Annotated in this window: 13 protein-coding genes; 11 read left to right on the top strand and 2 right to left on the bottom strand. The window is 56.1% G+C overall.

Translation table 11 applies throughout. From position 1 onward, the window contains the following. Positions 1–103 precede the first annotated feature (103 nt). The 4 genes from ACESLM_RS05700 to ACESLM_RS05685 are packed head-to-tail and all read left to right on the top strand — an operon-like array spanning position 104 to position 4,988. Complete coding sequence (locus ACESLM_RS05700; RefSeq protein WP_372630517.1) at positions 104–997, top strand: carbohydrate ABC transporter permease; 894 nt, start codon at positions 104–106, stop codon at positions 995–997. 15 nt (positions 998–1,012) lie between these two features. Beyond that, positions 1,013–1,897, top strand: a complete 885-nt coding sequence (locus ACESLM_RS05695) for a carbohydrate ABC transporter permease (RefSeq protein WP_372630515.1) — start codon at positions 1,013–1,015, stop codon at positions 1,895–1,897. A 9-nt stretch (positions 1,898–1,906) separates the two neighbouring features. Further along, positions 1,907–3,706, top strand: a complete 1,800-nt coding sequence (locus ACESLM_RS05690; protein ID WP_372630514.1) for a sensor histidine kinase — start codon at positions 1,907–1,909, stop codon at positions 3,704–3,706. Between the two features lie 4 nt (positions 3,707–3,710). Continuing rightward, positions 3,711–4,988 carry a response regulator gene (locus ACESLM_RS05685; RefSeq protein WP_372630512.1) on the top strand — a complete coding sequence of 426 codons (1,278 nt, stop codon included), beginning with the start codon at positions 3,711–3,713 and terminating at the stop codon, positions 4,986–4,988. A 94-nt stretch (positions 4,989–5,082) separates the two neighbouring features. Here the strand turns inward: ACESLM_RS05685 and ACESLM_RS05680 are convergent, their stop codons facing one another. Then, positions 5,083–5,460, bottom strand: a complete 378-nt coding sequence (locus ACESLM_RS05680; protein ID WP_372630510.1) for a hypothetical protein — start codon at positions 5,458–5,460, stop codon at positions 5,083–5,085. Positions 5,461–5,648: 188 nt separating this feature from the next. Here ACESLM_RS05680 and ACESLM_RS05675 point away from each other — a divergent pair, with 188 nt between their 5' ends. After that, entirely contained in the window at positions 5,649–5,975 is a 327-nt protein-coding gene (locus ACESLM_RS05675; RefSeq protein ID WP_372630509.1) for an antibiotic biosynthesis monooxygenase family protein, read from the top strand. Between the two features lie 170 nt (positions 5,976–6,145). Here the strand turns inward: ACESLM_RS05675 and ACESLM_RS05670 are convergent, their stop codons facing one another. After that, positions 6,146–7,396 carry an EAL domain-containing protein gene (locus tag ACESLM_RS05670; RefSeq protein WP_372630507.1) on the bottom strand — a complete coding sequence of 417 codons (1,251 nt, stop codon included), beginning with the start codon at positions 7,394–7,396 and terminating at the stop codon, positions 6,146–6,148. A 170-nt stretch (positions 7,397–7,566) separates the two neighbouring features. Here ACESLM_RS05670 and ACESLM_RS05665 point away from each other — a divergent pair, with 170 nt between their 5' ends. The 6 genes from ACESLM_RS05665 (at position 7,567) to ACESLM_RS05640 (ending at position 14,361) form a co-directional block, all read left to right on the top strand. Further along, positions 7,567–7,953 carry a GntR family transcriptional regulator gene (locus tag ACESLM_RS05665; RefSeq protein WP_372630505.1) on the top strand — a complete coding sequence of 129 codons (387 nt, stop codon included), beginning with the start codon at positions 7,567–7,569 and terminating at the stop codon, positions 7,951–7,953. Continuing rightward, complete coding sequence (locus tag ACESLM_RS05660; protein ID WP_372630503.1) at positions 7,950–8,828, top strand: ABC transporter ATP-binding protein; 879 nt, start codon at positions 7,950–7,952, stop codon at positions 8,826–8,828. Before ACESLM_RS05665 ends, ACESLM_RS05660 begins: the two co-directional genes overlap by 4 nt. Beyond that, positions 8,809–9,453: an ABC-2 transporter permease gene (locus ACESLM_RS05655; protein ID WP_372630501.1), complete on the top strand. Its 645-nt coding sequence runs from the start codon at positions 8,809–8,811 to the stop codon at positions 9,451–9,453. Before ACESLM_RS05660 ends, ACESLM_RS05655 begins: the two co-directional genes overlap by 20 nt. A gap of 212 nt (positions 9,454–9,665) precedes the next feature. Further along, a complete protein-coding gene (locus ACESLM_RS05650; RefSeq protein ID WP_372630499.1) occupies positions 9,666–13,094 on the top strand; it encodes a stalk domain-containing protein in 3,429 nt (1,142 codons plus the stop codon). 180 nt (positions 13,095–13,274) lie between these two features. Further along, positions 13,275–13,820, top strand: a complete 546-nt coding sequence (lepB, locus tag ACESLM_RS05645) for a signal peptidase I (protein ID WP_372630497.1) — start codon at positions 13,275–13,277, stop codon at positions 13,818–13,820. A 136-nt stretch (positions 13,821–13,956) separates the two neighbouring features. Next, positions 13,957–14,361 carry a ribosomal maturation YjgA family protein gene (locus ACESLM_RS05640; RefSeq protein ID WP_372630495.1) on the top strand — a complete coding sequence of 135 codons (405 nt, stop codon included), beginning with the start codon at positions 13,957–13,959 and terminating at the stop codon, positions 14,359–14,361. Positions 14,362–14,428: the final 67 nt, after the last annotated feature.

The following is a 14,428-nucleotide window of genomic DNA, read 5'->3' as shown; positions in this document are numbered from 1 at the left end:
CATAAGAATGGCGAATGGATGCTTAATGAATCGTCAAGAATGGAGGGGCGCGTTCGCGCCCCCCCTTCGTCATCGATGAGAGAGCTTGAAGGGGGCGGGAGCCTTGAAAGTGTTGAAAGTATCGGGATGGACGATCGCGGCGTTCGTGCTGCCTTGCTTGTTTCTGTACGTATGTCTGGTGTTCGCTCCAATCATTGTGTCCGTCTATAACGGAATGCTCGATTGGAACGGCATCGGCCAATCGAAGTTCGTCGGTCTGGCCAACTTCGAAAAAATGTTCACCAACGATTCCTTGTTCTGGCCTGCGGTAGGCAGAACGTTCCTGCTCGCGGGATTTTCCATGCTCATTCAATTGCCGGTCGCCTTGTTCGTGGCGATTCTGATCAGCCGTTTCGTGCGTCGCACGGGTTTTCTCGTTTCGAGTTATTTCCTTCCCGTCATTTTGTCCGTAGCCGTAATCGGCCAACTCTGGAAGACGATTTATAATCCGGCTCCCATGGGGGGCATGATCAACCAAATTCTCATCCAGCTCGGTTTGGAGTCTTGGACGCATTCGTGGCTGACCGAGCCGAAGATTGCCATCTACGCTATCATCGTCGTCGCGTTGTGGCAGTATTTGGGGTATCACATCCTCATTCAATTCACCGGAATCCAGAACATTCCGGCCGATATTTACGAGGCGGCCAAAATCGACGGCGCTTCCGGCTTCAAAGCCGACCGCTACATTACGCTGCCCTTGATCGTCCCGATTTTCAAAATTTCCGTTGTGCTCTCGTTCATCGGCTCGCTTCAATCGTTCGACCTGATCATGGTCATGACGGGCGGCGGCCCCGCAAACGCGACCAACGTTCTTGCCAGCTATATGTACAATATGAGCTTCCTGTCCATGAAGTACGGGTACGGAAGCGCGATCGCTTCGTTCCTGGTCGTCGTCTGCCTGGCGGCTACCGTAGTCATCAACCTGCTGTTCAACCGGCTGGACAAACGATTCTCGTAAAAGGAGGCGCTCCGCATGAACCCATCCGTAAGCCTGAAGAAGGATGCGCCCGTCGTTAAGGTCCGCAACAAACGCCGGGTATCCGTTGGCAAAATCGCCGTATTCGCCTTCTTCGGAGTTCTGCTCGTCACGCAGCTGTATCCGCTGATCTGGCTGCTTATTTACTCGCTCAAGACGAACGAGGAGATCCTGTCGGGCAGTTTCTTCTCGCTCCCGGCGGTTTGGCAGTGGAGCAACTATTCCGCCGCTATCGAAAGCGGGAACTACTGGAAGTACCTGTATAACAGCGGCTTCGTAACGATTGTCACGATGCTGAGCATTATTTTGCTGGCTTCGCTGACGGCGTTCGCGATTACCCGTTTTCGCTGGAAGTACGGCCAGGTCGTCATGCTCATCTTCCTGCTCGGGATGATGATTCCGATGCAAGCGACGCTGCTGCCGCTCATGCTCATTTTCAAGAACATCGACATTTTGAACACGCACTTGTCGCTCATTTTGCCTTATATCGCTTTCCAGACGCCGATTGCCGTATTCATTCTGAGCGGCTTTATGAGAACGATCCCGACGGAGATCGAGGAATCGGCGATCGTGGACGGGGCGGGAGTATTCCGGATTTTCGGCTCCATCGTGCTGCCGGTCTCCATTCCTCCGGTCATGACCGTCTGTATCCTGGCTTTCATCAACATTTGGAATGAGTACATCATGGCGGCTACGTTCATCTCGTCCGAGAAGCTCAAGACGCTTCCGTTCGGCGTATACAGCTTCGTCAGCCAGTATTCGGTCAACTACGGCGCGATCGGGGCGTTCCTCGTACTCGGCGCATTGCCTGTCGTGCTCATTTATTTCCTGCTCGCGGAGAAAATAACGAAGGGGATGGTAGCCGGCGCGGTAAAGGGGTAACATGGTGGAATGATAAACTTCCGATCCATTCACGGGCGTTTGTTTCTTATTTTTCTCTTCAGTATGCTCGGCCTGCTGCTGATCGTCAGCTTCGTCTACTATCAGAGGGCGACCGACCAGCTTCGCGACAAGATGAGCGTCGTGGCCGAGAAGAACATTTCGCAGACGGTCGGCTTGTTCGATTTGATGCTGAAGGGCTACGACAGCGTCACGAAGGCGCTCAATTCCAATAACGAGCTGATGAGGCTGCTCCGCAATCCGTCCTCCGACCAGACGGTCGAGGGCGTGAATTTGGAGCGCAGAATTACCGATATTCTCGGGGCCATCTTTTACTCCCGCAACGATATCGTCGGCATTCATATCGTGACTAACCGCGGCAAAGTGTTCAGCTTCGACCGTTCGGTCGGAGCGACCGTAAGAGACCACTCCGAGCAGGAGTGGTATACCCGGCTGCAGCGGTCCACGGGAGAAATGATCTGGCTGGGCGTCTATCCCCATTCACTCTTGAGCGGGGGCATCGAGCGTCCCGTATTTGCGTTCGGGCGTCAGCTATTCGAGCTTAGCGCGCTCAAGTCGATCGGGATCGTCCTGATCGAGACCGACGCCGATGCGATCGCCGGAGCGCTCAGGAACGCCAGTCTCGGTCCCGGCAGCAACGTCGTCATTCAAGCTGCCGACGGGGTAGAAATTATTCGGACGAATCCGGTGCAGAGCGAAATGGACCGAATTCCGCTAGGGTGGCCGGGCCCGCTTAAGCCGGGAGAAGTGCTGTTTACCGACCGGGAGGACGCCATGATTACGGCGGCCGGCATCGCCATGGCGGATTGGACGGTCATCGGGATTACGCCCAAGCGGGATTTGCAGTTGGAACTGCAGGAGACGCAGCGTTTTCTGCTGTCCGTCGTCATCGTGCTCGTCTTGGCCGCCACCGTGCTCGCCACGTTCGTATCGCGGTCCTTCTCGTCGCCGTTCAAGAGGCTGATTCAGCAGATGAAGCAGGTGGAGATCGGCAACTTCAAAGGACAGGTGCACGTGCAATCGTATCAGGAGCTGAACGTGCTTGTAAGCTCCTTTAACCGAATGGTTTACCAGATGGACGACCTGATCGAACGGATCAAGCTGGCCTCCATCAGCGAGAAAAACGCGCAGCTCCAAGCGCTGCAATCTCAGGTGAACCCTCACTTTTTATTCAATACTCTGGACATGATCTACTGGATGCTGGACGAGCGCGAGAACGACCGCCTGGGCAAAGTGATTTTGTCCTTGTCGCAAATTTTCCGTTACGGCAGCGAATGGGAGGAAGCCTCGCGGGCGCCGCTCCGACGCGAGCTAGAGCAGCTTCGCCACTATCTGACCATTATCCAAACCCGGCTCGGAGGCCGGGTGCACACCGAATTCGCGGTCGAGGAACGGTGGCTCGACATCGAGGTTCCGAAGATGTTTCTCCAGCCGATCGTCGAGAACGCCGTCAAGTACGGTCTGGAACCGCTCGACCGTCCGGGATTGCTGCGCATTTCTTCGAACGAGCGCGACGGCAAGCTGGAAATCGTCGTGGAGGATAACGGCGTCGGGATGGACGAAGAGACGGTTGCTCGCCTGTCGCGTTCCCTGGACGGGGATCGTTCATGTAAAGAGGAACTCGAAGACGACGTGCGGGTCGGCTCCGGCAGACGGGGAATCGGCTTGCAGAACGTGCATCTTCGCATTCGACTCATGTTCGGGGAGAGCTGCGGTGTTGGAATCCGAAGCCGCTTGAACAAGGGGACGACGGTCGTCGTAACGATCCCCATTCCGCCCGAGAGGGGGTAATCTCTTGAATATTCTCGTCGTGGACGACGAAAGCGTCATTCGCAGCGGTATTGAACGAACGATCCGCAACCAGTTTCCCGAGCACGCCGTCTACTTGGCCGCGAGCCCGGAAGGCGCCGTCGATCTGCTGAAGAACGAATCGATCGATCTCGTGCTCACCGACGTTCTAATGCCCGGGATGACCGGGCTCGAATTGATGGAAATTTCCCGCAAGAGCCATGCGCATGTAAAATGGGTCGTCATATCGGCCTATTCCGAGTTCGCTTACGCCCAGGACGCCGTCCGTTTGGGGGCCAAGGATTATCTGCTCAAGCCGATCGGCAAGGATAGCCTGGTCCAACTGATCCGCAAGCTGGGGGACGAGATCGCCGAAGAGAACGTCCGCTCCAAGGAAACGTACCTGTTGAAGAACAATCTACGCCTGCTGAGAGAGGCCGTGTTCGCCCGTTGGGCGTCGGGGCTGGATCTCGGCGGCCTAGACTTGAAGCCTTTCACGGAAAACCATCCGAGCTTCCATCTGATCATGGTTCGCATGGAGAGCGAACGGGATATGAAGTTGGAACACTTTATCGTGGAGAACGTGCTGACCGAGCTGATCGAATCTGCGGGAACCGGCTTCGTCGCCAGCGTCGACGCCAAGAGCCTGCTCGGCCTTGTGACGCTGCGGAAGGAGAGCACTCCCCAACGGCTCGTCGATCAGTTGAGAGGCCACCTGAAGCGATATCTCAAAGCGCCGTTCCAGGTGCTGCACACCGAGCGGCTCTCCGACTTCAAACAGGTGCCGGCCGAAGTGAAGCGGATGAGGAAAGCCGCGGCCAGTCAGGTGTACGACCACTATGCCAGCGGCGGGGATCAGTCGGTCGAAGTCGCGCTCCAGTACATTCAGGGACATTACCATACCGACCTCTCCCTGGAGAAGGTAGCTTCGATCGTTTATTTGAACCCGATCTACTTCAGCCAGCTGTTCAAGCAGAAGACCGGCCACGGGTTCAAGGAATACGTCACCCAGCTGCGTCTGGAACGGGCGATGGAGCTGCTGCGGGAGTCCGAGCTGAAGATTGCGGACATCTCCGAGCGCGTCGGATACCCGGATATGCGCCATTTCTCGCAAGTGTTCCGCAAAAAGACCGGCCTCACCCCGTCGGAGTATCGGCAATCCGCAAGCTCGGGCGCAATCCTCGACATCGGCGCGGTCGTGGACCCGAGTCCGGGCACTGGCTTGGGCACCGGCGCAGACTCTGGCGTCAGTGACGACAGCGTTATCCCCGTCGAGCAGGAATGAACGAAGAGCTAAGCCAGCCGACCCCCGGACACGCCGAACAAGCCCGCCCCACGAGCTAAGCTCGCGGAGCGGGCTTGATCCGTTTCGACGCCCCCTACAAAGCGCCCGAATCCTGAACGATCCGCAGAGCTTCGTCGTAATCGTCCTCGTGAACGATCGCGGTCAACAGAATGTCCCGTCCGTTCACCCGGTTGTCCGATCCGCCCGAGTCGAATCCGCTCGCGCTTGCGCTTGCCGCGGCCAGAACGCCTGCGTCGATAGCGAAATTCCCCCCAAGAGTCAGATAGCCGAGGCCCGGAAAATCCGCGGAAAGCGGATTTTCGATTTTGTCCAGATGCTGCGCGCCTTCCCCCGGATACCCGTCAAAACGGTCGATCGAATGCTCGATCAGACGGAGCGACTTGAGCTTTTCCACCGCTTGCTGCGCTTCCCGGGGCGTTTTGAAATAAGCCATCAAAGTTCTTTCGGACACTTGCCATCCTCCGTTTTCGCTAAGGGTAATTTTCCCTGTAGTATGGGGCGAACGGGCGCAGAACTATTCGGTCTCATCCTCTAATGCTTAGAATTCGCAGTCCTCCAATCGAAAACATCGATTCGACCCTCAAGCGGAATCAGGTACAATAAAAGCAGTAACCTAAATACGCACCGGGGGCGATCGACATGGAGACAAAAGGGCAAACGAATGGCGGATATTACGCGGTGATTTTCACGAGCCTGCGTACGGAGGGAGACAACGGGTACGGCAGGATGGCCGAGGAGATGGAACGGCTCGCCTCCGCCCAGCCGGGCTTTATCGGCGTAGACAGCGTCCGGGACGCATCGGGAGCCGGCATTACGATTTCGTATTGGGAGAGCCTGGAGGCCATCGCCGATTGGAAGAGCAACACGGCGCATCGGGTGGCTCAGGAACGCGGGAGGTCGGAGTGGTACGAGGGCTATAAGGTGAAGATTTGCAAAGTGGAGCGCGAATACTCGTCCGGCGGGTAAACGCCGGGAAATCCGCCATACGACGGGAAGCTGGGGATGGCAGCCGCCCGCCAGCGATGGCAGGATAACGGCCGACCTCGTGACGCTTCCCGTCCGCTGGCGTGCGGGAGAGAATCCGATTCGCGCCGAACCGACCTGCGACGAAACGTTCGGATGGGGACTCTGTGCCGCTATTCGAACGAATCGATAACGTCCAGCAGAAGCACGAGCTCATCGTTAATCGGGATTGATACCGTCCGAATCCACAGGTGCGTGTCCAGATCGGCATATTTGCCTGAAATCTTGGCTTCCGTCTCCGTCGAGGCGTCATGGGACAGATGGGGGATGAAGTACGGCCTCCAGCTCCAATCGGCGAAGCGGTATTCGAGATTCGTTTTCCAGCCTTTCGCATCGCTGCGGGAATGGTTGGCGGACAATTGGATTCCCGTCGTCCGGCACAGATAGACGCGCATGCAGGAGTCGTCCAAGCGCGGCAGCAGCAGGCGGATCGCCTCGTCGGCAAGCTCTGCCTCTTCGCCGTCGTTCGGAGAGCGCCGTTCCAGCAGCTCCCGAATGCCGGACTCCCGCACGCGCTCGACCAGCCTGTTGCCGATCCCTTCCCAGAGAAGCCGGGTTTCCTTCATCAGAAGCTTGTGGGCGATTAGCTCCGCTTCAATCAGCGAAGTGAAGGCGTGCCGGTCCTGGTAGTCCGCCTGCGCTTGCGAGAACAGATAACCTTGGACGTATCTTGCCCCGGCCTGAATCGCCCTTTTCAAATCCTGGCTAGTCTCCACTCCCTCCAGCAGCAGGGACGCCCCGATCTGTTCCGCCAGGTTGGAGAACGACCGAAGCACGCCGAGATATCCGCTGTGGGTGGCGCTCTTTTTCATCAATAGAATATCGACCTTAAGCAGATTGGGCCGGATTCTGGCCATGCGGTCGAAATTGCTGAATCCCGTTCCTATGTCGTCTATGGCAATCTGACAGCCGGCCTGCCTATAGAGATCCACGATTTGCGTCAGCTCGGACATGGAGTCTCCGAATTCGTCCTCCGTGATTTCGATGCACACCCTGCGAGGATCAACGCCGTATTTCTGCAGCAGTTGAAGCGTGTGCAGTTCCCCCGTTCTTTTGTAGTGCCGATAGATCCACGAAGGCTTCAGATTGACGAACAGCAAGGGAGGGTCCGCTTCCTTGCTTAGTTTGGCTATCGCCTGCTCGCGAAGAATGCGGTCGATGCGAACATGCTCCTCCACAGGAACGGTATTGTCCGTGAAGAAGGGACCGAGGCTGCGCACCGCGCCGTCGATCCGTTCTCTTCCCAATGCTTCGTAGCCGATGATCGCGCGAGTTTCCATGGCGACGATAGGCTGATAATAGGCCAGTAGTTGTCCTTGCGGATAATGCCGGGAGATGACATCGCAGTCAGTTTGGTTGCTCATAGAAGCCCTTTCCGATCATGATGTTAGATAAGGTCACATCTAGTTCTGATTGTATAGAAGCGAAAGCGATCCTACAAGTAGTAAAATGCTGAACCGCATCGGTATTGACAGCTCTACCATTAGTGTGTATATATTATATATACACTAAATACAATGGATCGAGGGAATCCATGAACATTCAAATTTCCAACGCGTCCGGGGAACCGATTTATTCGCAGATCGTCGGGCGCGTTCGAGGCGCGATTCTGAGCGGCGAGCTCGCTCCGGGAACGATGCTGCCTTCTATTCGTCAGTTGGCCAAGGATTTGCAGATCAGCGTGATTACGACGAAGAGGGCGTACGAGGAACTGGAGAAGGAAGGCTTGATAGATTCCGTAGTCGGCAAGGGTTCGTTCGTATCCGGAGCGAACGAAGCTTTCATCCGGGAGCAGCGTCTGAGGGCGATGGAGACCAAGCTGCTGGAGGCCATTAAGGAAGGCAAGTCGCTCGGGCTTAGTCTGGAAGAAGTCATCGGACATATTCGACTGCTGGATCAGGAAGGAGAGTCGGAAGGATGAACGCGATCGAAGTTCGCGGCCTTGTAAAGAAGTATAGTTCCTTTGCGCTCGGATCGTTGGATTTGAACGTTCGCCAAGGCTACGTGACCGGGCTTGTCGGTCCGAACGGAGCGGGGAAGAGTACGTTGATCAAGCTGCTCATGGGCTTGTCGGCAGCCGGCGCCGGGGAGATACGGATTTTCGGCGAGCAAATGCCCGAGCAGGAAGCGGGGATCAAAGCGCGAATCGGTTTCGTGTCCGAAGAGAATACCCTGTACGAGCATCTGTCGATCGACGCGATGAGAAGCATCTATGCTCCGTTCTACAAGCGATGGGACGCGCAAACGTTTCGCGATTGCCTGAATCGGTTCGAGCTCTCTCCCCGCAGCCGAATTCGCTCTTTGTCCAAGGGCATGAAAATGAAGCTGTCGCTCGCATTCGCCCTCTCCGGCGGAGCGGAGCTGCTCATTATGGACGAACCGACGGCAGGGTTGGACCCCGTCTTTCGGAGAGAAATGCTGGAGATTCTCTCCGGTCTGATGCTGGACGAGAACAGAACGATCCTGTTTTCCACCCACATTACGACGGACCTCGACCGGATCGCCGATTACATTGTGTTTCTCGATCGAGGAACCGTTGTTTTCAACGAGTCCAAAGAAGATCTATTCGACCGATATGCCCTGATCAAGGGCGATAAGAAATGGTTGGATCGCGACGTCCGTCAAGCGTTCGTAGGCATTAGGGAAACCGGGACGGGATTCGAAGGGCTGGCGCGCGATCGCGGGGAAGCGATTCGAATGTTCGGAGACGGCGCGATTATCGAAACGCCCACCTTGGAGGACATTATGTATTTTACCGTTAGGGGTGAACGGCATCGTGCTGAATCTCGTGCGTAAAGATCTGCTCGTGCTGCGGTGGCACTATCTGTTCGTCGCGTTATATGCGCTGCTCTTCGGGTTACTCATTACCAAGGGGACGTTTATTCTGTTGGGCGCGCTTCCGGCCGTCATGATGCTCGTTATGGGATCGGGTCTGGAACTGAAGAACAGAAGCTTGGTGTTCGTAGGCAGCTTGCCCGTTACCCGCGGCCAAATCGTAAGAGCTCGCTATGCGACCGCTCTGGTCTTTACCGCTGCAGGGATTGCCGTTACGGTAGCCATGAATTTGATCAATCGTTACGCGCTAGGAAGAGAGCACGGGTTCTCGGGGCTTATGATCGCTTTCATAATCGGAATCGTTCTCTTCTTCTCGGCAATCTACTTGCCCGCCTATTATTGGCTGGGATCCAAAGGGGAACATGTGGCGCTTGGGGCGGCGTTGGCGTTGATTGTATTGGCGGGATTCGTAATGTCCGGCGTATTAGGCAGCGTATACGGGAGCGGATACGAGCTGGGAGTAAGGCTGAGGGCATGGCCGCCGATCGCATTGGGAGGCCTGGTCGTCGCCGTATCCGTTCTGCTGTTCGTTCTGTCGGGCTGCATCTCTTATCGTATTGTTCGAAGGAAAGATTTAGGAACATAAGGAGCAGGCCCGCGGCGAAGTCGACTTCCCGGCGGGCCTGTCTATTTTTCATGAAGAACCATAGTAACTTTCTGACTCTTTCGACGTCTATAAATTAGCTGAAGATTTGCTGAAACTTTCGCCGGCGTTCGAGCGTCAAATTACCAAGATCATGAAACGCGAACGCGGAAAAGGGAATAAAACTCATTTTTCGCCCAGAGAGGATGAATTCAGTGCGTAAATTTCTTTCCTTGCTAGCGGCATTCGCCATCGTATTGTCTTTCTTTCACCAACCGCAAGGAGCCAAGGCCGCCACTCCGATCCGTATTTTCATCGACGGCCAAATTCTTCAAACCGACCAGCCTCCGCTGCTGATCGGAGGGTACACGATGGTTCCGCTTCGCGGCATCTTCGAGGCCCTGAACGCGCAAGTGCTCTGGAATCAGAAGGCCCAGACGGTTACCGCCAAGAAGCGCGACACGACGATCGTGCTGACGATCGGCGCCAGGACGGCGACGATCAACAACCAGACGGTCACGCTGGATTCTCCGGCGCGCGTGCTGGCCGGCCGCACGATGGTTCCGGTCCGGTTCGTCAGCGAGGCTCTCGGGGACGACGTGCGCTGGGATAAACTGTCGCAAAGCGTGCTGATTACGACCAAGGCCGTTCAGGAAGTCGGCAAAGTCACTCAGCTCGGTGTGACGGAGGTTTCCCAGAACGGCGACGGCCGGGATCTGCAGGTCAGCTTCTCGACGCCGGCCGACCAATCGAACGTCAGCGGCTACCGGATTTTGGTCGTGAAGGCGGAGAACGTCTCTTCCTTCAATCTGGCCAAAGCACTGGCCGTCGGCGCGGCCAACTATACGTCCGTATCCAAGTCGGGTTCCTACCAACGCGTAACGCTTACTGCGCAGAGCCGGGATGTCGACGGGGCGCTGCTGCGCGCGAATCAAGCATATAAAGTATTCGTTCTGACGGTGGGGTCCGATGCGAACGCGCTCTCCGACTCTTCCATCTCGATTACCCTGAAGTCCAACCCAGCCGTAGGTCAGGCGACAAACGTGAAAATCGAGGACGTTGCGGATCAAGGAGACGGCCGGGATCTGAGGGTTACGTTCTCCAGAGCGTCTAGCGAAAGCAACGTATCCGGCTACCGGGTCATGATCGTCAAATCGGCCAACGCTTCCGGATTTAATCTATCCCAAGCGAACGGCATGTCCAGCTCCTACTATACGAACGTTGCCAAGACGTCGGGATCGGGCGCGCTCAGCGTGACGCTCAACTCGTCCGCTCGGGATACATCCGGCGATCTCATCCGCAATGGGGTAGCGTACACGGCCTTCGTCATGACGGTCAGCTCGAATACGGCCAACTGGTCGCACTCGCTGTCCGCGAGCTCCGCCTCCGTTACGCTCGGCGCATCTGCTCAGACTCCGGTCATTACGGGCGTCGCGGATGTGGACGACAACGGCGACGGACGCGACCTGCAGGTGACGTTCAACAAGCCTTCCGACGAATCGAGAATCGGTTCGTACAGAATTTTCGTCGTCAGAGAAGGCGATTACTCGTCCTTTAACCTGACGGAAGCGAACCGGGTGTCTTCCGGCAACTATTACGATCAATATCGAACGGGCAACAATTACAACGTCGTTCTCTCTTCGAATATGAGAGACACGAGAGGCAATCCGGTGACGAACGGCGTCGCCTATCGCGTGTTCGTCATGGGCGTATCCAACAACAACAATTACGCCAATTCGCTTTCTGCGGCTTCCTCCAGCATCACGTTGACGTACTCCGGAGTACAAGCGGTAACGAACTTGTCGGTCAGCGACGTGGCAGATAACAACAACGGCCGCGACCTGCAAGTATCGTTCACGAAAGTCTCCAACGAGTCGCTGATCAAGAACTACCGTGTATTCGTCGTCAAGGAAGCGAACGCAGGAAGCTTCGGACTGGCCACGGCGAATGCCGTCACGAATTCGAACAACTATACGACGATCAATAAAACGAACTCGAACATCGTTCAGGCGCTGGCGTCAGGCGCGCGCGACGTGGACGGAGCGACGATTCGGAACGGGGTCGCTTATCGGGTATTCGTCATGTCGGTGGGCACTGTGAACGGCAGCAACGCGCTGTCTTCTCCGTCCGCTTCGATTCAGCTTAGCAATAACAACGTAACGGCGGTCACGAACGTCGCCGTCAGCGATGTGGCCGATTACAACAGCGGCCAAGACTTGCGCGTGTCGTTCACCAAAGCGGCCAACGAGAACAACATCGCTCATTACCGGGCGTATGTCGTGAAGGAGATCGCGGCGCCTAATTTCAACCTGAACTTCGCGAATGCCGTTCAGAACTATACGGTGATCAACAAAAAAGGAACTAACATCGTTCAGGAACTGAACGCAGATTCCCGCGACATCGACGGCGCGCTGATTCAGAACGGCATCAAGTACAAGGTGTTCATCCTGTCGGTAGGCGTCTCCAACGTTTACGGCAACGCGCTGTCCGCCGCTTCTCCAACGATTCAGTTGGAGAACAAAGGCACCGTAACGGCCGTTACGAACGTCGCGGGAACCGATGTGGCGGATAACGGCAACGGCCAAGATTTGCGCGTATCGTTCACCAAGGCGTCCGTGGAAACGAACATCGCCCAATACCGGATTTTCATCGTCCCGGATGCGGCGTCTTACCAGTTCAACTTGAACGCTGCTAACGCGATCACGAATCCGGCGCTGTTCACGACGGCTAATCCCGGCGCAAACCATAATGCAGTGCTGGCAAGCAATGCCGTCGACATTCACAATCAACCGATCAAGAACAACGTGCCGTACCGAATTTTTGTCCTGTCGGTAGGTTTCGGTACTGCTCACGGCGTGAACGCTTTGTCTGCGGCTTCTCCGGCGGTTACTTTGACGACTTCCGGGGCTCCCGCGGTGACAGGCATCGCCGTCAGCGATACGGGCGACCAGGGAACAGGCGCGGACCTGCGGGTCAGCTTCAATAGAGCAGCGGACGAGAGCAACATTCAAGCATACCGAATATTCGTTGTCAGAAGCGGCAGCGCCTTTACGCTGGCGACGGCGATTAGTGCCAATCCGTATGCGACGTTCGCTCCGAACGGATCTAATCCGATCTTGAATCTGGGAGGGGTCTCAACCGATACGAGCGGTGCGGTTATCGCGAACAACGTCAGCTATCAAGTGTATGTGCTTTCTGTAGCCAAAACCGGCAGCAGCTCGTTGTCTGCTCCTTCGGCAGCCATCAGCCTAACCTCCCCGGTTCAGGTAGCCCAGGTTACGAATGTGGGCGCTGTACAGGCCGGCGCCGATAAACTGGTCGTCACCTGGACTCCAGGCGATCCGAAGGGAGTTCTGCAATACGTAGTGTTGTTATTGAGTCCGGCTGGAGCTATGGATGCGAATACCGCATACAACCTGCGCGGCCAAGCGTCCGCCACGGTGACTCCGGCAACGAACACGGTCGAACTGTCTCTGGGCAGCACGGTTATCGGCGGCACATTGGCGGCCAATACGGCTTATCAAATCTACGTCCTGTCCGTAGCGGACGGAACGAACGCTACGATACACAATATTTCCGCTCCCGGCAGCGGGGCGATCACGGTAGCGTCTCCTGCGCCTACTGCGGATCCGGTAACACCTTAATAGTTTTTCGTAGTCGCCTCTAATGCCGACCAAGGAGCAAGTATCCTCTAACGCGGCTCGCACAATGGAATGCGAGCCGTCGGAGGGGGGGCTTGCTTCTTTTTATTGACTCCGGCGAGGAATGTGATTTCAATCCCCGATCATGCTAGAATAATAGAAAAAGGAAAAAGGAGTGTCCGCGTGAAGGTGTTCAGAAAAATACGCAGCTGGGTAGGCTCACTGGCGATCGCCTACATCTTGTCGCTGCTGATCGGAATCTTTCTTCTTCAGCCCTATCGAGTGGACGGGCACTCTATGGATCCGACGCTGCGGGATAGTCAGCGGCTGTTCGTGTCGAAGCTGTCCCATACTTTTTCCTATATGCCGGACTACGGCGATATCGTCATTATAGACAGCAGAGTGAACCGGGACCGCACCTTCATGGACGACGTGATGGAAAATCCGCTGATCCAGCTGCTGACCAGGGATGAAGATCGGATCTACTACGTAAAAAGGGTGATCGGCAAGCCGGGCGATATGCTGGAGCTTACCGGAGGGCAGCTGTATCGCAACGGCGAACGTCTCGAGGAGTCGTATATAAAAGAAGAGATGAACGCGTTCGTCGGCGGCATCTGGGAGGTGCCGGAAGGGCATGTGTTCGTCATGGGCGACAATCGCAACCATAGCGACGACAGCCGATCGATCGGTTATATCCCTCTGAATCACGTGCTGGGCAAGAAGCTGTAACGAAATCATAAAACGGCGCGTTGGAATCGAATTGACCAATGAAACGGGTAGCGATACGTCGAATTAACGGCGATAACCCCTGTAACGGGCCGGTTGTCGTCTTTTTTTCGGGACTTGTGCTTGGGGGCGAAGACGGATGAAGCATCGCATGTTCTATCTGGCGGCCGCGGCGCTGCTTATCGTTCTGGGACTCGGCGTCCGAAGGTATTCGTCCGGGCTTCCGCCGCTGATCTCCGTGCATGCCGGGGACGCGCTGTGGGCGGCTATGGTCTATTGCGGCTTTCGGGCGCTGCTCGTCGGGAGAAGCAAACTGGCGGCCTTGATGGCCGCGCTGATGTTCAGCTTCGCTATCGAGTTCAGCCAGCTTTATCAGGCGGAGTGGATCAATGGCGTTCGGGCGACAACGGTAGGCGCTTTGATTATGGGACACGGTTTTCTGGCGGTGGATTTGATTCGTTATTTTATCGGCTGTGCGGCGGCTTTCTTTATCGATAGGTTATGCGCGGGAGGCGGCAGTCCGCGGACAATTCGGAGGCAGTGAGAAAGAAACCGGACCGGATTGACGGCCGCGGCCGTTTCGGATACATTCAAATAAGCGGCGATAACCC

Origin of the sequence: Cohnella sp. (genome assembly GCF_041641335.1) — a bacterium.
Classification (GTDB): Bacteria; Bacillota; Bacilli; order Paenibacillales; family Paenibacillaceae; genus Cohnella.
This window is presented reverse-complemented; position numbering and strand designations above follow the sequence as displayed.

Excerpts from the sequence above, each read along its gene's own strand:
- ACESLM_RS05670 (WP_372630507.1), bottom strand. The coding sequence starts at position 7,396 with ATGAGCAACCAAACTGACTGCGATGTCATCTCCCGGCATTATCCGCAA.
- ACESLM_RS05690 (WP_372630514.1), top strand. The coding sequence starts at position 1,907 with ATGATAAACTTCCGATCCATTCACGGGCGTTTGTTTCTTATTTTTCTC.
- ACESLM_RS05665 (WP_372630505.1), top strand. The coding sequence starts at position 7,567 with ATGAACATTCAAATTTCCAACGCGTCCGGGGAACCGATTTATTCGCAG.
- ACESLM_RS05660 (WP_372630503.1), top strand. The coding sequence starts at position 7,950 with ATGAACGCGATCGAAGTTCGCGGCCTTGTAAAGAAGTATAGTTCCTTT.
- ACESLM_RS05675 (WP_372630509.1), top strand. The coding sequence starts at position 5,649 with ATGGAGACAAAAGGGCAAACGAATGGCGGATATTACGCGGTGATTTTC.
- ACESLM_RS05640 (WP_372630495.1), top strand. The coding sequence starts at position 13,957 with ATGAAGCATCGCATGTTCTATCTGGCGGCCGCGGCGCTGCTTATCGTT.
- ACESLM_RS05695 (WP_372630515.1), top strand. The coding sequence starts at position 1,013 with ATGAACCCATCCGTAAGCCTGAAGAAGGATGCGCCCGTCGTTAAGGTC.